This is a genomic window from Enterococcus casseliflavus (assembly GCF_029215545.1).
Classification (GTDB): domain Bacteria; phylum Bacillota; class Bacilli; order Lactobacillales; family Enterococcaceae; genus Enterococcus_D; species Enterococcus_D casseliflavus.
The window spans coordinates 1,850,560-1,868,748 of the sequence record NZ_CP119393.1; the positions used below are offsets into that span (position 1 = coordinate 1,850,560).

Sequence of the window (18,189 nt, forward strand, 5' to 3'; positions counted from 1 at the left end):
ATTGACTCATCAACCATGTTTCAATTTCTATGTTCTAAAAAAACTATTTTCGCGTACACTTCACAAAATGATTCGGCTCGACTTCTACCCAATCTGGATCAGCATCAGTTTCTTTTGAATAGTTGAATACCAAATCAGGATGGGTTTCATCAAGAGCCCATGGGCGATACTCTTCGTCTAGCGTTGGAATGGCATTTAATAATTGCCGTGTGTACGGATGGATCGGGTTAGAAAAAATCGTCTCAGCTGAAGCTAATTCTACAAGATGCCCAAAATACATCACACCGATCCGATCAGAAATAAATTTTACGACTCCAAGATCATGGGTGATAAACAAGTAAGTCAAATTGAGTTCTTCCCGCAAATCATGAAGCAAATTGATGATCTGTGACTGAATCGAAACATCTAACGCTGAAACAGCTTCATCGCAAACAATGAATTTGGGCTTTAAAGCTAAGGCACGAGCAATCCCGATTCGTTGTCGTTGTCCACCAGAAAATTGATGCGGATAGCGATGAATAAATTCTTTCTTTAACCCGCATTTTTCCATGATATCAAGAATATAGGTTTCATAGTTTGGGTCCTTTTTACTAGCAAAAAATTTGTGTATCAACAAACCTTCTCCAATAATATCACCCACTGTTAACCGTGGATCTAGTGAGGAGTAAGGGTCCTGAAAGATAATTTGCAGGTCTTTTCGTAAAACTCTTGATTCCTTTTGAGTCAAAGCAGCTAGATCGATGCCAGAATCAAGCTGCTCTTCATAGTATGAAAAATCTTTTTTGTTCATGACATCTTTTTTTAGTTGTGCGACTTGCTTATCAATAGCTGCTAAGTCATTTTGTTGTTCAGCGATCGTTTTTTCCAAATTTATGAGCTCTGATTGATCCACTGCCCCATTCATCGCTTGTTTTTGCTGATTAAATGTTAACGCTCGCTTGCTAGCGGCAACTTTTGCTGCAGCTTCGTAACGAGACGAAAGAAGCTTACTGACCTTTTGTAGATCATCATGCAAAATCAAGCCTCCGACTAATCGTAGGGTATTGCCATATTCATTTTCAAAAGCGATTTTCTTTAGACGCAACCGTTCCGTTGTTGCTTCTACATCAGCAGCTGAATCGGTAGCGAGTTTTGATTCGATCGACTGGAGCTCATTGACAGAATCAGTAAACTGTTTCATCTTTTGTGGCAGTTGTTGATAGACTTTTTTTACGTAACGAGGCATGAAATCTTCGATCGTCTCTCCATAGTAAAGGGTCGAGCCTCCGGTTTGTCGTTGGAGCTGAATAATCGTGCGTCCAAAGGTCGATTTTCCACAGCCACTTTCACCGACGATGCCTAATGTTTCTCCTTCATATATATCGATCGTAAGATCTTTATTTGCTTTCACATAGTCTTTTCCCACCCTAAAAAAGTTTTTCTTCTTCACAGGAAAATACTTTTGTAGATTCTTGACGCGCATGATCGTGTCCATAACTGCTTACCTCTCTCTCATCTTCGGATCGATGGCATCTCGGATTCCGTCACCGATCAAATTGAAGGATAAAATGGTCAACATGATCGCGATCCCTGGATAAATCGTCAGGTAGGGATGTGTTCGGATATAGCCTCGTCCAAAATTTAACATCGTTCCCCATTCCGCAACGGAAGCCTCCATACCTAAGCCAATAAATCCTAAGCCAACAGCAGATAAAATTGCTGTGGCAACGCCCATTGATGAATGCACGATGACTGGTGAAAGGATATTTGGCAAGATGTGTTTAAAAATCAGCAATCCATTATTTGCGCCCAGCGCTTTTCCAGCTTCAATAAATTGCTTCTCTTTGACCGCCATCACACTTGCCCGAATAATACGAGCAAAAATGGGGATATTCGCCAACCCGATCGCCAAGATCATGTTCGGCAGACTGGATCCCAAAGAAGCCACGATGGCGATTGCCAACAAAATGGAAGGGATGGATAGTAAAATGTCACAAAAACGCATAATCAGCGTATCGATCCACCCTCTGAAATAACCGGATAAGACACCTAAGATGCCACCAAAAAAGAGTGCCAGTAACACCGCACAAACGCCTACAGTCAGCGATATTCTCGTGCCGTAAATCAAACGAGACAATACGTCACGTCCCAAGTCATCTGTCCCAAACCAATGAGAACGACTTGGAAATTGCAATGCATTGGCTAGATTTTGCTCCCTCATACCATAGGGAGCTATAAAGTCTGCAAAAATCGCAGTAATCGTCAGTAACGTGATAAATAGTAACCCAAACATTGCTCGGCGATTTGCTTTTAAGGAAAGCCAAATCTCTTGTTTCGATCCTTCTGGTACGCCTGCAAGTGCTTGCGTTTTCGCTATGGCCTTTTTTCTAGAAAACATGAGTTCCTCCCTTAATCATATGAGGTTTTAATTCGCGGATCGATATATGCATAGAGAATATCGACACATAGATTAACCATCGTAAAAATAAATGCAATAAATAAAACGCCGCCTTGGACGATCATTGTGTCTCTTGTACGGATCGCATTCACCATCAATGTCCCGATCCCATTGATACTAAAAACAGTCTCGGTCAATACAGCCCCACCTAATAAAGCCCCAAACTGCAAACCAATGACTGTCACTACGGGAATCAAGGCATTTCTTAAGGCATGATGGAACGTCACCTTTGAACCATTTACTCCTTTGGCTTTTGCCGTACGAATATAATCTTGGTCTAAAACGTCCATCATACTCGACCTTGTGGTCCGGGCGATCGTGCCAATTGATGAGGAAGCCAATGCAAATACTGGCATGATCATTTGCTGCCAAGTATCAAAACCAGATGCTGGCAACCAGCCCAGGGTAGAAGTAAAAAGAATAATTAAAAGGAGTGCCTGCCAAAAGGTTGGCATAGAAACCCCAACTAGTGAAAGAAACATCACGAAATTATCAACCTTGGAATAAGGTCTCGAAGCAGAGATCACTCCCAGTGGAATACCAATCAGCGAGGCAAATAACACACTCCATACTGATAATTTGATTGTGTTGGGCAAACGGACTAGGATTTCATCCATGACCACCCGGCCAGAAACATACGATCTCCCAAGATCAAATTCGACAACAACATTTTTTATATAATGAAAAAATTGTTCGATAAAACTACGGTCAAGCCCCATTTGCACACGCATGGCCTCATATTGTTCAGGAGTCACTCCTTCCCCCAACACCATCGTTACAGGGTCTCCAGGTGATAGATACATAATCGTAAATACAATAAAAGAGACGCCTAGCAGGATAGGAAACAACCACAGAATTCGTTTTACAATATATTGGAACATCTATTCATCTCCTCAAAATAAAGAGCCATTGCGGCTCTTTATTTTATACTCTCAATCCAATTTAGTTTTTTGACACCGTATCTAAGAAGTAACTTCCAGTTGGATGATGTTCGAACCCTTGCACCCAGTTGCGGATACCTGAAACATTTTCTCTGGTTTGTAAGTAAACCCAAGGCATCTCATCATTGATAATCTCTTGCGCCTCGTGATAATAGGCCAAGCGTTCCTCTTGGTCAGAAGTGCTACGAGCTGCATCAAGTAATTCATCTACCCGTTCATTATGATAGAACGTACGATTTCCAGCTTCGCCAAAGCTACTTGAATGGAACAGTGGATACAATCCATAGTCAGCATCTGTTGTGATCGTTGTCCAACCTAGTAAGAACATATCTGGTTCACCAGCTGCTGCAGCATCTAAAAATGCTCCCCACTCCATTTGGTTGACCTCAACAGTGATACCTAATTCTTCTAAAGCAGCGGAAACAACCTGCGAGACACGGATTCGTTCTTGATTGTTATCACCGACGTACACCGAAAGGGAGAACCCGCCATCTGGATAACCAGCTTCTGCTAATAGTTCTTTTGCTAATTCAACGTCATAAGGAGTAGCTTCCAAGTTTTCATTATATCCAAAAACCAATTCGTTGATCGGTCCACTCATTTGAGTCCCGATCCCCATATGAACCGTTTGGATAATCGATTCGACATCGATAGCATGGGCAATCGCGCGACGTACCCCTACTTCTTGCAACGGTGTATCATTTCGAACGTTGAAACCTAAGTATTCCGTTCCTAAATTTTCTGTCGCTAATAAAGTCAATTCATCGTTTTCTTCAACCTTTTCATTATCAGAAGGAGCGATATCATAAACAATATCGACGGTTCCTGACTCTAGTTCAATCAAACGAACACTTGAATCTGTAATTGTCCGAAACTCAATTCTTTCCATTCCCGCTGGCTCATCCCAGTGATCGTCAAATCGATCTAACGTCACGTGACTACCGGTTGCCCATTCAACAAATTCAAAGGGACCCGTTCCCACAACGCTGCTGATACCATAATCTTCACCAGCTTCTTCCACAGCTTTCTCACTCAAAATTCCAACCGCAGGATGTGCTAAATGAGTCAAGAAAGGCCCGAAGGCACCATTTGTCCCGATAAGGATCGTATGATCATCGATCACTTCGATCGTATCAGGATCGATCGAACCAATGATATGACTGATCGAAGGTGAGTCAACCGCCCGTCGAAGGGTGTAGGCAACATCAGAAGCTGTCATCGCTTCCCCATTATGAAAGACAACATCTTCTCGCAACTTGAACTCATAAAGGTTCTCTTCAATTTCTTCCCACTCTGTTGCTAACCCTGGCACTAACTCAAGATCGTTCGTCTGTTTGATCAGTGTTTCATAAATCTGTCTTGCTACCCTGGTAGTTGCTTGGTCGTTCGTTTGATGGATATCTAATGTCACTGGATCCGCACCTGATGCGACCACTAATACATTAGGATCAGAACTAGCTCCCCCTGACACATTCCCTCCCGAACTATCTGTTGGGTCTTGGCCTCCACTACCACAAGCACCTAATACCATCAGACTTGTTAACAATACGAGAGCCCAGCTTGTTTTCCTTTTTTTCATGTTATCCTCCATTTCGTCCCCTGTAACTTAAGGATTTTTTTTTTGCGCTCTTCTTCATACCAGCAAATATAGAAATTAGACGCATTGGCGTGTAACTTGGATCGAAAACACATACGCTCGTCCTGTTTTCTATCAACTAACTATAAAAAATTTGCTCATAATGAAGAAGCTTTTGTCTGAATGATGAAAATTTTCAGATAATAACAAACTTTAGCTTGGAAATGTGATAGATTTGTGATGAATACCTAAGGAAATTGTCATTTTGTTAGAATAAAATGAAGAATTGCGATTTATTATCATTAATTTGACTTTTTCTTATAAGCTTCCTCTTTTTTAGATGCCGTTTTATTCCTAATTCCCTTCTTTAAAATAGAGCGAACGCTGATTCGTACAGAGAATCAGTGTCTTTAGCAAGACAGGAAGCTTTGCGAGTTTTTTTTCATCTCACCAGAACCCCGATCCCTCTAGACTATTTGGAAAAGCTGAAATCGCTATTCATTTGACAAGAACTGAACGAAAGAAGCGTTATGCAAACTTTCTTCAGTTACATTTAACTAACGCTCCTTTAATTGTCCAAACGATCCTTTTAAGTAGAAAAAAGTACAATGGGCAAAAATATGCCTCACTGTACTTTTTAGTAAAAACGATCACCCGAATCAGTTATTTCTAACAAGGACCATTAGATCAGTGGAACAATGAAGTTGGTCCAAAGATGACTGATAGGCATCGCTAAAATCATTGCTGGGATCATATCTGCTACTGGGAATTCTTTGACTTTCATCATCCGAAATCCAGTAGCGATCATAAGAAATGCCCCCGCCGCTCGAAAATCGTTGATCATTTCTGGCGTTGTCAAAGGCAAAATCTGTTTCGCCCCCAAAAACAACAGGAAAAAGATAATAAATTGCGGTAGAGCGATGATCGAAACCACATAACCTAAATTTGCGGCAAAAATCGCAGCAGTGAAAAGATCCAGAATCGATTTTGAGATCAATATAGTGTTATCCCCTGTCATCCCAGCATCTAAAGAACCATATATGCCGGTTCCACTGGCACAAAATAAAACGATCGCTGTAGTTAACGCGGAGACAAACTCTTCTTGTGATAGTGTGCTTTCTTTGCTCTTTGCCATAGCAGCAATTGGTTTCTCCATCAAAGAGGCACCATGATTGATCCACTTACCTAATTTCAAAACCAATCCTAACCCTGTTCCAATCACCACCGCAAAGACCACGGCTGGCATATTCTGCATTAAACCTAAAGTAAAAATCCCCATCGACATTGAACAAACCCCAAAGATCAAGGTAATCTGGGTCTTAAATTCTGCACTTAGCTTTTTTCCTGCTATCCCGCCGACGATTCCTCCAACGATAACAGATGAAACATTAATTAGTACTCCTGTGGGCATGCTTGGTTTCCCCTACTTTCACTTAATATCAAAGAACAGCGACCATCTCCACTTGAACGTGAACCCCCGGTTTCAATGAATGAACGGTGGTATGCCTTGCAGGTCGATTATCAGGGTCAGGGAATAGTTTTAGCCATTCTTTGTTTACAATTTCTTTGTATGATCGATCTGTCACTGATACGCTGAGATGGGCAATATTTTCGCTACTCCCACCTGCTTTTTCCATAATCTCAAGGATATAGGTAAATAGTTGTGCGACTTCTTCTTCTACAGTTTCTGGCATTTGTCCCGAAGAAGGATCGGTACCCATAAGTGCAGAAGTATAGACCATATTTCCAATTTTAACTGCTGTTGGTATTGGATTTTCATGCGCAGAACCGTTGATTTGAATCACTTGTCTTTTTGTCATGGTTATCACCTACTTGATTTCATCATCGACTTGGTCAAGATAAACGACCCCTTGCTCTGATAAACGCCCACGCAAATTATGGAAATCCATACTTAAGATACCTGCCGCAATTTGCTCTTTGACCGTTGCTTCTTTTCGCATTCTTTTTTCTGCGCTTGCTAAAGTTGCCGCTAGGTTTTCTTTTTGAACGACGACTACCCCATCATCGTCAGCCATGATCAAATCACCGCCCCGCACGACTTGTCCAGCACAAGCTGACGGTGCATTGACCCAACCACCTTTATTTTTGAACGTTCCTTTGGAGTAAATCGCTCTTGTCCATACTGGAAAACCTAGTTTACGAATTTGCGCAACATCCCGAGCAGCAGAATCGATCACCACTCCTTGTATACCGCGTTTCATCAAAGCAGTAACGATCAATTCGCCGATCATACCGCCGACATATTCGCCGCTGGTCGTCGTGATCACTAAAATATCTCCTGGCTGACAAACCTCGATCGCTGCATGAACCATAAGATTATCCCCTGGTGGACAGATGACTGTCACCGCAGGCCCGACGATTTGCTGACCTTCGATCAATGGTCGCATATAAGGCAACATCAGGCCAGTTTTGTCCTGTGCTTCATAGACAGTGGAAACATCATATTTCCGATAGTCCTTTAACGTATCTTCTGATGGGCGGTAGATATTTTTTAAAATATATTTATTCATTAGTTAAAGGCACCTCCTACATATGGAAAGAAACGTGTGAATGCTTCTGCATATTGATAGTCGTTATTTCCTGAACAACGTCTTGCCTGATTGCCCCGCAGCAAAGCTTTGGCACTGTAATAGTTGATCAAATGTTCTTGTGCTTTGAAGCAGTTCATTGCTGCTTGTTTTTGCTCATAGGTTTCAGTAATATCAATGATTACTTCTGGTTGAAAGCCACTGATCTCTGATTGGTGTGGTTCAAACCCGAAAAGCTGACTTTGCTTGCATCGTTTTGTGTCATCGATCTGGACACCGTTTGAGGTGGACAAAACGCTCGCCTCAAAAACAAAGTTAGAAACAAGTTCATGATCAGGATTAAACGCATCTTTTGGTCCATGGGTCAAAATGATATGTGGTTGAACGTCGCGCATCTTACGAACCATTCGATCCATTTCGGCTTCGCCTACCGACATATGATAGTCTTGCAAATCCCATAGCTCATAATCCGTAACCCCTAAATGTTTTGCCGCTTTCATAATTTCTGAACGCCGAACAGATTTGACCTGCTCCAGCGTTTGACCTGGTTCATTCCATAAGTCGTTTGACTCACCTCGAGCGCCATAGCTCAAAACAACCAGTGAGACGTGCGCGCCATACTTGATGTATTTGGCGATCGTTCCGCCACTGCGCCAAATAAAGTCTCCGGCATGGGCACTAACAACTAATAAGCGTGTCTTTTCATTGATCAATGATGCTTCCAATTTTATTCCTCTTTTCTATGTTCTCTGTGGAAATGCTGCTTTTATTTATAAGGATTATTCCTCAACATGAGGTGTGCCGTACGTGTGGAAGGTCGAAACAGTTTTATTGCCCCAAGCCTGTCCACGAGCGCGTTCCTCTTCGTCCCATGAGATGACTTCCCAGTCCGGTTGCAATACTAAATATCCTCCTGCGGCGATCTCGATGCGATTTCCACCTGGTTCATAACAATAAACAAAATACGTTTGATTGATCGCATGCTTACTTGGTGCAAATTCGATGTGAATGTCATTCTCACAGAAAATATCAGCCGCACGTGCGATCTCAGCAAACGAATCGACCGCCATTGCAATATGATGGAAACGTCCTTTTGAAGCGGTAGCATCTTTTGTGAAAACAACCTCATAAGACTTGTTATTTGGACTGTACCAGACAGCTTGACGTGATCCGTCTTTAAATTTGATCTGTTCCGTGAGACGCATTCCAAGTAACTCTTCCATCATGTCGCCATCAGCCGGTGGGTTTGAGGACAAGAAATTGATGTGGTCTAAGTGTTTTACAGCTGCTCCCCGACCAGTAAATTTCTGCGGTTGATTTTTCAAACAAGGCTTAAGTTCAGGTGGCGCAACATATTTTACTGTTTCGTAGTAGAGCTCGTGGAGATGTCCATCGGGACCTTTAAAACGGTATGCTCGACCATGACCATAATCCCCTTCGATCCAGCCAACACCAAAACCAGCTTTTTCTAAGGCATTCGCTCGTCTTTCTAACGCTTCTGGACTAGTCGTTCGATACGCTGTGTGCTTGATTCCAGCAGTATTTGAAGCAGTCAAAATGACAGAATAAAGCTCATAGTCACCCCAACAACGTAAATAGACAGAGTTGTCTTTTTGATGGACTTCTTCCATTCCTAATACATCAATAAAGAATTTGGTGCTTTCGGATAACTTCGGTGTCAACAGTTCTACATGACTTAAGTGTGCAATTTCATGACTCATTTTCTGTTTCATTTTTCCACCTCATTATTTAATAGTTTTGTGTTCTATTTCTAGTACCAACCTTCTTACCTCCGGACAGTAAGCGATTACAAAAGTCTAAAAAATAAAACAACGGTTTTTCTTCTTGCTAGCAACGATCCAACAACGAATAACGTTAATCATTATTGTTGAACAATTTCATTCTACAATTCACTCTTTTCTTTGTCAACAGCTTTTGGTGATTCTTTTTTTGATCCATTTTTGTTCCCCCTAGAGGAAATCATTGACATACAACGGAAAATCCCTGTATAGTAAGTCTAGAAGATTGTTGAACAACATTTTTCAACAATAAAAAAAGCAGGTGAAGATATGGAACAAAAAGCAGCATTACCCGTTGATAAAGCCTATGAATATATAAAAACGCGCATCATGGATGGACGTTTTCATCCTTCTCAAAAATTAATTGAGAACGATTTAGCACAAAGTATTGGTGCCAGCCGTAATACCATAAAAAAAGCGTTGCTTAAGCTTGAACAAGAAAATCTAGTTATTTTGGAACCAAACAAAGGAGCAAAAATTAAAGCCTTTGAATTGCAGGAAATCAAAAATTATTTGGAAATTCGGGAGGTTCTAGAAGGTGCGATTTTGCGTCGGACCGCCAAGACGATTTCTACCTCCGATATCAAAGCACTTGAAGATCTGATTGAGCAAATGAAGGAATTTGCTGCCTCCAATAATCTGAATGGGTATTCACAATGCAATCAGCAGTTTCATGAAATTATTTATCGTGCCTCAGAGAATCAGGAGGCAGTTGCCTTAGTCAAACAAATCAAAACACAATTGCAGCGATTGCAGCTTCGAACGAATCTCGTTCCCGGACGAATTGAGCAATCGATCCAAGAACATCAGCAGATATTGGCAGCGCTGAAAGCAAATGATGGCAGTGCTGCTCAAAAAGCGGTCGTTGCCCATATCACCCATTTAAGAGAAACAATCGATGCGAATTATCAACAGCTGATTTAAGTAGGAAAACGTCTCTTCTGATAAACTATAGCGACTAGACAAGATGAACCATCGCTTTCGTTTCGGCTATATGTTTGAATATAGGTTTTTCGATAAGCAATCAGTCCGCCTATTAGGATAATTAAGGAGAAGCACACATGAACATTTCTTTTCGTCCCCCGCTATTACAAGACCTTGAGTCTATAATGGAAATTGAGCGAGCTAGTTTTACGGTAGATGAGGCAGCATCAGAAAAAGCGATGAAAGAGCGTATCTCAATCATTAAAGATAGTTTTTTGGTTGCAGTCAATAACGACGATCAACCGATTGGCTATGTTGTTGGACCAATTATCCAAGAGCGGTATTTATATGATGAACTATTCGAAAAAACCAGTCTAAATCCTCCTTCTGGCGGTTATCAAAGCATTCTTAGTTTAGCTGTTGCACCCGAGTACCGACAGTTGAAGGTTGGCGGAAGATTACTTAAGGAACTAGTCCGCCAATGCAAAAGACAGCAAAGGTTAGGCGTGACTCTAACCTGTCTTGAGTCATTGATCCCATATTATAAAAAACACGGTTTTCAGCTAGAAGGCCAATCTGATTCGCAACATGCCGGGGTTCCATGGTTTAATATGGTATTCGATCTGGTAGAGTAGCTGTTATCTAGTCACAGGAATTTTTTCACAACAAATAAAAAAACGCGCACCAACTCTAAAGCCTCTCATCAAACAGCTGTCTAGCTGATTCTTTTGAATGCTTTAAGGTTGGTGCGCTGCTATTACAGGCAATAACGAGCTAGTTGATAGAAAATTGGCCCTTCACATAAATCTCCTGATATTTTTCCATCAATGATTTTTTAGGATCATTGTATTCAAACATAACCCCATCTTTCAGAAATAAGATCTGCTGAGAGATCTCCTCCAAATTATACAAAATATGAGAAGAAACCATGATCGCTTTTCCTTCTGCAGCCAGCTGCTGCAAAATAGTCGAAACCAATAAAACATTGGTAGGATCCAGTCCGTTCATCACTTCGTCCATGAACATATATGACGTATCCCCGATTACTTGCATCGCAAAACAGAGCCGCTGACGCATGCCTAATGAATAGGTCGCTACGCGGTTTTTTGCATAATCTTCCATTTGTAGCAGAGCAATGATCGTTTCAACCTTCTTTGATGACTTCCAAATACTTTTGTATAGCTCAAGATGTTCAATACCGGTAAATTCCTCGAACAATTCACTTTGATCTGGTAATAGAGATACATTTTCTAATAAACGGCTTTTTTTCTTTAGCGAAGTGAAATCTTCGCCGTTTAATGTTATCTCGCCAGAAAAGCGCGGTACTTGTCCCAGGATTGCTTTCATCATTGTGGTCTTGCCAGTACCATTTGGCGCTACTAAACCAATAATCGCCTTTTCTGGCAATTCAAAGGAAATATTTTTTAGGATCTGCTTATCTCCAAAATTGACGGATAAATTCTGAATGCTCAACATTTTTTTCGTCTCCCTTCAATCAGATAGGTAAGCAGAAGCAAACCCGTTAAACTAACGATCCAGGCTAATAAGACCCTGACTCCGAAATCAAAACGCATCCGAGGATCATAATAATCAAACCAGCTTCTCCCCAATACGACCTTCCCAATACTAACAAAAGAAGTGGGGAAAAAATGCCAGCTATTGTATGCTCCGCCACCTCGAACCAGATAAAAATTACTGGAAACAAGCAGCAGCAATGAAAACATCGCACTAATAATCTGGGAAGAAAACCACTTATTTAGTAAAAACGCAAATAGAAAACCAAGAATCAGGAACAACACATAGAGAGCAAGGCAACGAAGCAACACATTTCCCAACGTCGATAAACCAAAATTCACTTCGATACCACTCGTCCAATAAACCGCCACTGGATAATCTAAGCGCCCAACTTCATGGGTAAAGCTATAGAGAAAAACGCAAGCCATGACTGGTAAAAGCAAGCTGAGCCCATACGCTAACCCAGCTGCAGCTTTGGCTAAAAATCTGCGAGACTTGCGCAATGGAAATGTCGCAAGCAGTGTCTCATGTTTTTGGTCCCGTGTAAAACTATCACTAATTCCTAAAATGAAAAAGAAAAGCAAAGCCATTGGCAAGATCGTTTCACTGCTTCTGAGCAAGGCCTGCAAAGCCGTTTTTTCCTCCAAGGCTTGTGCTGTCACCTCCCCCTCATAGCGGGCAAATTCCTGATATTTCAAGATATTTTTTTGATAGTCGTAATGTCCATCGATTTTTGCATTCGGATTATTGTTTAAATAATAAGGAATGTCGTAACGTAGAACCCCAATATCGTTTGCGAATAGCTGCTCGTCAGAAAACCGATACCATTCACTCGTGGCTTCAGCGTATTGCCGCCAATCATGATTATCGATCGCTGCTAATCGCATTTGATCCCATTTGTTCCAAATCGGAAATACACTCAGCGCATAATGAACATAAAAGTGAGTGTTTTCATCCACAGTAGTATTTTCTAGAAATGTCTGCCTTTCCCCAACTCTAGTACTGATAACAGGTCGATTGATTTTATCGATCGGCTCGAAAGTGGATGCGACCTGCAACGTATAGTAGACACCTAAGAAGAAAAGCAGGAAAAAAGAGACATACGTTCTTTTTTGGCGAAACTGTCGCTTTAATTCGAACATCCAGATAGTCATTTCCTTAATCCCCCTTTCAATCGTTGTGTGGTCAACCAAAAAAGAGCGACCGTATAGATGAGCAAGAGGATCAGAGCGAAATAGAAAGAATAGAATGACCAATCACTGGCAAAAGCATAGTCTCCTTGAAGCAGCTGGAAGACATTCAGAAATTGAAACGGTGTAAGCAGCCAGATCCGACTAGGAACAATCAGCGGTAATGCCCCAAGTAAACTAGCAAGTAAGCAGGTTTGTAAGACGTCTTTCGTTACAGTAAAAATGAACGAGGTCAAACAAATGACAAAGCCAGTGATGACAATCGTCATCAGAAAATACAAGAGCAAAAAGAGAAGAAATTCAACTGCTTGAATTTCCCGCAACCAATAGGCAAAAGGATATGAAAAATCAACATGATCAAAAAAGAAAGAACAAAAAACAGCACTGATCAAAAACAAGCTGGTCCCTATGGTGCAAATTGCCAGTCGAATGATGATAGGAATAAAAATTCGGTCTCGTTTTCTAAAAGGTAAGCTGTTGGAAAACTGCGGTCGTTTCACTTCTGAAAGAAAAAGATCTGCTGACCAGAAAACAGTCAAATAAAAAAGTAGTGCGCCATAGAGTAAAAAGACGGTTTTCCAGTAGTCACTGAATCCTTGCTGATTCCAATGAAATTCTTTGCTTTTGGCAAGTACTTGTGTGAACTCACTTGTTTCTTGAACCACTTTTGCCTGTTTTGGAAACAGGGATTGGTCAGTTTCAGCGGCATACTGCTCATAGAACGTTTCCATTTTTTCACCATAATCTATGCTGGCAGATAGATACCGTTGGCGATTTTCTAACATAGCAGATTGTGTCATGGTTGCTAAAGCGTTGGATTGATCGATAAGACTAAGGTAACGCTCATCGGTATTCTCTACATCGGTCAAATCAATTTTTTGATAACTTTGCAAGGCGATATCGATAGATGATAGTCGTGCCTGAGCAATAGCTGCGACTGTTTCTGTCACATTTTTTTGAATGAAAACAAAAAATAGCGGCAATAACAGCAAAAATACTACTATAAAGCGATGCTTTAGGCTGTTTGTTTCTAATTTTAGGTAAAAGAGTAAGGTGTTTTTCAAAAGACGCTCCTTATGATTTTCATAGATAAACTTCAACATCACTACTTTCTACAAAAAGTTTGATGTATTTAAGTCCATTTTTTAGTTAAAGTTAAAGATAAACCAAAGCATTTTCATCACATTTCAAAACTTTCATATTTATATTTTATATAAAAAGCTAGTTTAACCTTAATATTTTCTATTTAATCAGTCAACACATTTTGAACGAAAAAAACCAAAGACAAATAAATGTCAATGGTTTGACTAAATCTTATTGGATTTCGACTCGTTGCTATAATTTCAAAGATATTCGTTTTACAAATTATATCCATCGTCAAAATAAGAATGATGATCGAGAAAATAATTCTTCAACAATCTATCTTCTTTGGCGATAAGTTTTTTTGCTAAATGAAACATTTGTTGCTCAATTCCTGATTGAGGCTTTCCGATTATTAAGTACCCAGTAGCTAGACTTGTAGTTGGAACGATCAACCCGATAGCATTACACATATTGACAACTCTGATAAATCCTTTTTTACCAGCAATTTGATTTTCTCGCGTCTGATCATCAAAATGTCCGATGAGTGTTTCACCAATACCGTAAATGTCAATTGGTCCTTCTTTCGAAATAATTATATCTACATCTAAAAACAATCGTTCTACTTCATCAATTAATTTTTTACGACTTTCTTGATACTTATAGGAAAAATCCTTCGTAATTATTTTCATAGTCTCCATGTCTACTGATAAAAGATCCTTATTTATTTCTGAGTCTACAGCAACAATTACTGTCTTTTCTTGGTCCTTATGATCAGTAAAGATTTGTGCTAATTGCTTTATGAGATCTATCTCACGACTAATAAGTCCGATGGATGGTGTGAAAGATATGCCATCTGTTGAAGATTTTACCATTTTTTCTAAACTGAGCATTTTCTTCCCCACTTCCGGATGGATATAACCAACTAAGTTTAAAGCTGCTGCTGGAGCTAAAACTGAACCACCTCCGTCCGTACCGATTCCAACATCATTAATACCTAAAAAAACGTTCACAGCTGTTCCACTCGATGAACCAGTCATTACACCACCAGTAATTGGATTTCTTAAATCTATATCTATCCCTCTTCCTTTATGACTTGCTTTGTCAATCGTGTGAAGATGGAAGCCATTTTTCTCCAAAAAATCTATAAAGAAAGATGTGAAAACTATAGAATCTTTCAGTCCAATATAATATCCAGAAGAGGAACTGATTTTCTCTATGCAATTGGGAAATACTTTAATGACGGAGTTGTAAAAATTTGCCATTGCTAAACTTGTTCGCTTGGAATACTCTTGAACTTTATTCTGCTCCATGTTATAAACTCCTTAAAAGGCTCGATTTTGGTTTTACTACCATTAATCGAGCCATTACATTTAATTAATAAATAATTCTGGCAAAAATGACTGACCATTTTGAGGAGGCGAAACGTTAAAGTAATCTGCTACAGTTGCGCCAACATCTGCAAGGGTTTGTCTATTTCCTAAATATTTATTATGGATACCTGGACTATAAAGCAATATAGGAACCTTTTCTCGAGTGTGATTGCTGTGCCCTATCGTGGGATCGTTCCCATGGTCTGCCATAACAATTAGGATATCCCCCCTTTTTAAGGATGGAAGCAATTCTTTGATTCGTTTATCACTAATTTCTAAACGATCAGAATAACGATTTACATCTTCCGCATGACCAGCCAAATCAGTTTCTTGAATATTCAGCGCAAAAAAACCATGATCAAGCGTTTTCACTTCATTGATCAAATCATCAAAAAGACGATTTGTATCAACTCCTGGAAATAAGCGTTTACTATCCGTCTGGATAATATCAGCGACTTTGCCCAAAAAAGAAACTGGGATATTTGCATGATCTAAGATTGTGGGAGTTTGAACATTTTTATTAATACCATATCCAAGATGAACGACTTGATAACCAGTATTATATACGCCAGATTGTGGAGCATCTACTCCTGCAATTTCTCCATTCCTTGTTTTTCTTGCTCCGAGTAAGTCTTTTAATGTTATGTTTTCACCACCAAAAGTAATGACTCTAGAAACCTCAACCACTTCCCTTACAACATGCCCAATTTTTGCCAAGTCATTAAAGGAGATCAAATCCAGACAAGCTGAAACATTATAAACTTGTCCATAATCTGTTTCCAAGTTATCACCGACCGTTGCAAGTTCATCTACAACTAAAATCTGTGTCCCGCTTTCACCCACTCTTCGAACTTGATGACCATACTTTATCAGATTAGCTTCGACTTCATCGATTTTTTGATTGAATGGTTGAATCAATGGAATCTTAGGTGTTGTGCCCATAATTTCTTGATGTCCTAAGAATGAGTCGGCTCCATAGTGTGCTAGGTCAGCTGTGCCATAATTTGCTGTCGGTGAAAATTTATGATTTTTTATCTCAAAACCAAGAGCATTCATCAAACCTAAGCTTTCCAACGTTGGTATATTAATTGACGGATTGGAGGCAATGATATGTGCAGCAGTGTTGCTTCCTAGATCTCTAGGTCGAACCTCCTTAACATCATCCATTGCGCCAACGCCAAAACTATCTAAAACGATAACAACAAATTTCCCCATTTTTTCACCTTCTAACTATATTTCCAAGGCTATCATATATACCTTCGACTTTTGGCGAGCCATTTTGAATACCTGAAACAACTGCTACATCACTTCTAGTAACAAAAATTTGTGTTCGAAATGCAGCGATAACGGTAGCTCCCACAGGGTGGGTGGATTCTGTTGAAAGATAATAATCAATATTTTCATTGCTAAAAGGTCGAACTCGGTCTTTTTTAACTGATTCCGAACTTACAATCAGGGCCGAGTCAAGATGTCCACGTCGATAATATCCACCACCATAAAAATAAGCATGATTATCTAAGTTATGCGATATTTCGCTCACATAAACCATAGCTGGATGTTCCGGTAACATCATCTTTGAATGTAATGGTGTAGTTCCAGTAAGTGCATGTCCGGGTTCGCCTTGTGTTCCCCCAATTTTTTTTATGAAAGGAATAGTTTCGTGACAAGTTGCTGACGGAATATTCACTTCTTTTATTACGATCCCTAACTCTTCAAAAATTTTTTTCGCATGCTGGATCGTTTTCACATTATTGGTAGGTAATAACTTCGATTCGCCATCAAATAAGAAACAAGGAAAAGAGGTCACACCTTCAATGGTCACATGGTCTGTTTGTCTGACCAATTCAACAATAGAAGATAACTCGTTTAAATGAAATCCACCAAATTGCCCCTCGTAAATCTGATCATCAGATTCAATGATTTTTACTAGAATCTTTTGTTTTATAGTAAGCTCTTCAGCTGCTTGAATGATTTGTTGTAACGCCTCCAAAGAATAAACCGTGATATAATCAGTTCCGTAATTCATGATTCTAGTTAAAAGATTCCGTGGTATTTGAACTAAATGACCCACATTTCCTAATGGTAGATTTTGTTCCATAAGAATCAATGCTTCTTTATAATCCACGACCACCGCTTTTTTGATTCCCGAATCATGTATCTTTTGTGCAACTAATGGGTTGCGACCAAATTGCTTGGTCATATAAAACAAGTTTATTCCATGTGTCTTGGCATCTTCTGCTAAGCTTGCAGCATTTTTTTCAATCATATCAAGGTCCAAGACATAGGTATCTGGAAGTATTTTTCCTTCTTTATGGAGAGAGATTGCAGCGTCAACCAATTTTTGATTTCTTTGGATGGTAACATTCAAAAACATGTTATTCCTCCCTCAACATATTGATGATATGAAGATAAAAGTAATCAAGCTCAGCTTCAGCAAATTGCTTTCCTTTTGTCATTCTTTGAAGATCCTGCCATAATTCTTTCGAGTGAAGAAATTTTGGATCAGATTGGATTTCCTGACTGATAAAAGATTCGAGGTCATTTATCGTCTCATTTTGCTTTCGTCGTTGGTCTGCCATCGCTAGATGAGTCAAAAAGACATCCGCTTTTTTATCATTATCAATAATTTTTTGCTGTAATAAATAATCTAATACGTGCAAAACATACTCATAAGTATTTTCATCGATTACTTTTGAACTTAGTAATATTGCTAATTTTTCTCTAATCATCTAATCCCCCTATTTCACTCAAAACACAAAAACATATTCTATCAAGCAATGGATAAGAAACTAGGTTTCCTGATTG

Annotated in this window: 18 protein-coding genes; 2 read left to right on the forward strand and 16 right to left on the reverse strand. The window is 39.7% G+C overall.

What is annotated here, in order from left to right:
- Window positions 1-43: 43 nt before the first annotated feature.
- The 9 genes from P0G38_RS09000 to P0G38_RS09040 form a co-directional block, all read right to left on the reverse strand.
- Window positions 44-1,390, reverse strand: a complete 1,347-nt coding sequence (locus P0G38_RS09000; RefSeq protein WP_275850279.1) for an ATP-binding cassette domain-containing protein — start codon at window positions 1,388-1,390, stop codon at window positions 44-46.
- Between the two features lie 90 nt (window positions 1,391-1,480).
- Entirely contained in the window at window positions 1,481-2,377 is an 897-nt protein-coding gene (locus P0G38_RS09005; protein ID WP_060791898.1) for an ABC transporter permease, read from the reverse strand.
- 11 nt (window positions 2,378-2,388) lie between these two features.
- A complete protein-coding gene (locus P0G38_RS09010; protein ID WP_275850282.1) occupies window positions 2,389-3,318 on the reverse strand; it encodes an ABC transporter permease in 930 nt (309 codons plus the stop codon).
- Between the two features lie 61 nt (window positions 3,319-3,379).
- Complete coding sequence (locus tag P0G38_RS09015) at window positions 3,380-4,957, reverse strand: ABC transporter substrate-binding protein (protein ID WP_275850284.1); 1,578 nt, start codon at window positions 4,955-4,957, stop codon at window positions 3,380-3,382.
- A gap of 679 nt (window positions 4,958-5,636) precedes the next feature.
- The gene (locus tag P0G38_RS09020; RefSeq protein ID WP_015509665.1) at window positions 5,637-6,365 is read right to left on the reverse strand and encodes a DUF554 domain-containing protein; all 729 of its coding nucleotides are present in this window, start codon (window positions 6,363-6,365) and stop codon (window positions 5,637-5,639) included.
- 28 nt (window positions 6,366-6,393) lie between these two features.
- Window positions 6,394-6,774, reverse strand: a complete 381-nt coding sequence (locus P0G38_RS09025; protein WP_015509664.1) for a RidA family protein — start codon at window positions 6,772-6,774, stop codon at window positions 6,394-6,396.
- Window positions 6,775-6,783: 9 nt separating this feature from the next.
- Window positions 6,784-7,485: a 4-carboxy-4-hydroxy-2-oxoadipate aldolase/oxaloacetate decarboxylase gene (locus P0G38_RS09030; RefSeq protein WP_086295335.1), complete on the reverse strand. Its 702-nt coding sequence runs from the start codon at window positions 7,483-7,485 to the stop codon at window positions 6,784-6,786.
- Window positions 7,485-8,228, reverse strand: a complete 744-nt coding sequence (locus P0G38_RS09035; RefSeq protein ID WP_081343875.1) for a PIG-L deacetylase family protein — start codon at window positions 8,226-8,228, stop codon at window positions 7,485-7,487. Before P0G38_RS09035 ends, P0G38_RS09030 begins: the two co-directional genes overlap by 1 nt.
- Before the next feature lie 54 nt (window positions 8,229-8,282).
- Window positions 8,283-9,236, reverse strand: coding sequence for a catechol 2,3-dioxygenase (locus P0G38_RS09040; RefSeq protein WP_275850287.1), 954 nt, complete (start codon window positions 9,234-9,236; stop codon window positions 8,283-8,285).
- A 336-nt stretch (window positions 9,237-9,572) separates the two neighbouring features.
- On the opposite strand from P0G38_RS09040, the gene P0G38_RS09045 reads away from it, so the two are divergent.
- Together P0G38_RS09045 and P0G38_RS09050 are read left to right on the forward strand one after the other, a co-directional pair.
- Window positions 9,573-10,226 (forward strand): GntR family transcriptional regulator, encoded by a 654-nt coding sequence (locus tag P0G38_RS09045; protein ID WP_086338240.1) that lies wholly within the window; start codon window positions 9,573-9,575, stop codon window positions 10,224-10,226.
- Window positions 10,227-10,363: 137 nt separating this feature from the next.
- The gene (locus tag P0G38_RS09050; protein WP_015509659.1) at window positions 10,364-10,861 is read left to right on the forward strand and encodes a GNAT family N-acetyltransferase; all 498 of its coding nucleotides are present in this window, start codon (window positions 10,364-10,366) and stop codon (window positions 10,859-10,861) included.
- 139 nt (window positions 10,862-11,000) lie between these two features.
- Here P0G38_RS09050 and P0G38_RS09055 read toward each other — a convergent pair whose 3' ends face one another.
- The 7 genes from P0G38_RS09055 to P0G38_RS09085 form a co-directional block, all read right to left on the reverse strand.
- Window positions 11,001-11,702, reverse strand: a complete 702-nt coding sequence (locus P0G38_RS09055) for an ABC transporter ATP-binding protein (protein WP_015509658.1) — start codon at window positions 11,700-11,702, stop codon at window positions 11,001-11,003.
- Complete coding sequence (locus P0G38_RS09060) at window positions 11,696-12,895, reverse strand: Tat pathway signal sequence domain protein (protein WP_275850288.1); 1,200 nt, start codon at window positions 12,893-12,895, stop codon at window positions 11,696-11,698. Before P0G38_RS09060 ends, P0G38_RS09055 begins: the two co-directional genes overlap by 7 nt.
- Window positions 12,892-13,995 carry a hypothetical protein gene (locus tag P0G38_RS09065; protein ID WP_275850289.1) on the reverse strand — a complete coding sequence of 368 codons (1,104 nt, stop codon included), beginning with the start codon at window positions 13,993-13,995 and terminating at the stop codon, window positions 12,892-12,894. The genes P0G38_RS09060 and P0G38_RS09065 overlap by 4 nt, the downstream gene beginning before the upstream one ends.
- Window positions 13,996-14,289: 294 nt before the next feature.
- A complete protein-coding gene (locus P0G38_RS09070) occupies window positions 14,290-15,324 on the reverse strand; it encodes an amidase family protein (RefSeq protein WP_270276301.1) in 1,035 nt (344 codons plus the stop codon).
- A gap of 60 nt (window positions 15,325-15,384) precedes the next feature.
- Window positions 15,385-16,599: a phosphopentomutase gene (locus P0G38_RS09075; protein WP_074535911.1), complete on the reverse strand. Its 1,215-nt coding sequence runs from the start codon at window positions 16,597-16,599 to the stop codon at window positions 15,385-15,387.
- Between the two features lie 4 nt (window positions 16,600-16,603).
- The gene (locus P0G38_RS09080) at window positions 16,604-17,758 is read right to left on the reverse strand and encodes a YhfX family PLP-dependent enzyme (RefSeq protein ID WP_275850290.1); all 1,155 of its coding nucleotides are present in this window, start codon (window positions 17,756-17,758) and stop codon (window positions 16,604-16,606) included.
- 1 nt (window position 17,759) lies between these two features.
- Entirely contained in the window at window positions 17,760-18,113 is a 354-nt protein-coding gene (locus tag P0G38_RS09085) for a PRD domain-containing protein (RefSeq protein ID WP_086295320.1), read from the reverse strand.
- Window positions 18,114-18,189 lie beyond the last annotated feature (76 nt).

What these genes read in the sequence shown, in the direction of transcription:
- P0G38_RS09005 (WP_060791898.1), bottom strand. Translation starts at nt 2,377, where the DNA reads ATGTTTTCTAGAAAAAAGGCCATAGCGAAAACGCAAGCACTTGCAGGC.
- P0G38_RS09010 (WP_275850282.1), bottom strand. Translation starts at nt 3,318, where the DNA reads ATGTTCCAATATATTGTAAAACGAATTCTGTGGTTGTTTCCTATCCTG.
- P0G38_RS09015 (WP_275850284.1), bottom strand. Translation starts at nt 4,957, where the DNA reads ATGAAAAAAAGGAAAACAAGCTGGGCTCTCGTATTGTTAACAAGTCTG.
- P0G38_RS09020 (WP_015509665.1), bottom strand. Translation starts at nt 6,365, where the DNA reads ATGCCCACAGGAGTACTAATTAATGTTTCATCTGTTATCGTTGGAGGA.
- P0G38_RS09025 (WP_015509664.1), bottom strand. Translation starts at nt 6,774, where the DNA reads ATGACAAAAAGACAAGTGATTCAAATCAACGGTTCTGCGCATGAAAAT.
- P0G38_RS09030 (WP_086295335.1), bottom strand. Translation starts at nt 7,485, where the DNA reads ATGAATAAATATATTTTAAAAAATATCTACCGCCCATCAGAAGATACG.
- P0G38_RS09040 (WP_275850287.1), bottom strand. Translation starts at nt 9,236, where the DNA reads ATGAAACAGAAAATGAGTCATGAAATTGCACACTTAAGTCATGTAGAA.
- P0G38_RS09045 (WP_086338240.1), top strand. Translation starts at nt 9,573, where the DNA reads ATGGAACAAAAAGCAGCATTACCCGTTGATAAAGCCTATGAATATATA.
- P0G38_RS09050 (WP_015509659.1), top strand. Translation starts at nt 10,364, where the DNA reads ATGAACATTTCTTTTCGTCCCCCGCTATTACAAGACCTTGAGTCTATA.
- P0G38_RS09055 (WP_015509658.1), bottom strand. Translation starts at nt 11,702, where the DNA reads ATGTTGAGCATTCAGAATTTATCCGTCAATTTTGGAGATAAGCAGATC.
- P0G38_RS09060 (WP_275850288.1), bottom strand. Translation starts at nt 12,895, where the DNA reads ATGACTATCTGGATGTTCGAATTAAAGCGACAGTTTCGCCAAAAAAGA.
- P0G38_RS09070 (WP_270276301.1), bottom strand. Translation starts at nt 15,324, where the DNA reads ATGGAGCAGAATAAAGTTCAAGAGTATTCCAAGCGAACAAGTTTAGCA.
- P0G38_RS09075 (WP_074535911.1), bottom strand. Translation starts at nt 16,599, where the DNA reads ATGGGGAAATTTGTTGTTATCGTTTTAGATAGTTTTGGCGTTGGCGCA.
- P0G38_RS09080 (WP_275850290.1), bottom strand. Translation starts at nt 17,758, where the DNA reads ATGTTTTTGAATGTTACCATCCAAAGAAATCAAAAATTGGTTGACGCT.
- P0G38_RS09085 (WP_086295320.1), bottom strand. Translation starts at nt 18,113, where the DNA reads ATGATTAGAGAAAAATTAGCAATATTACTAAGTTCAAAAGTAATCGAT.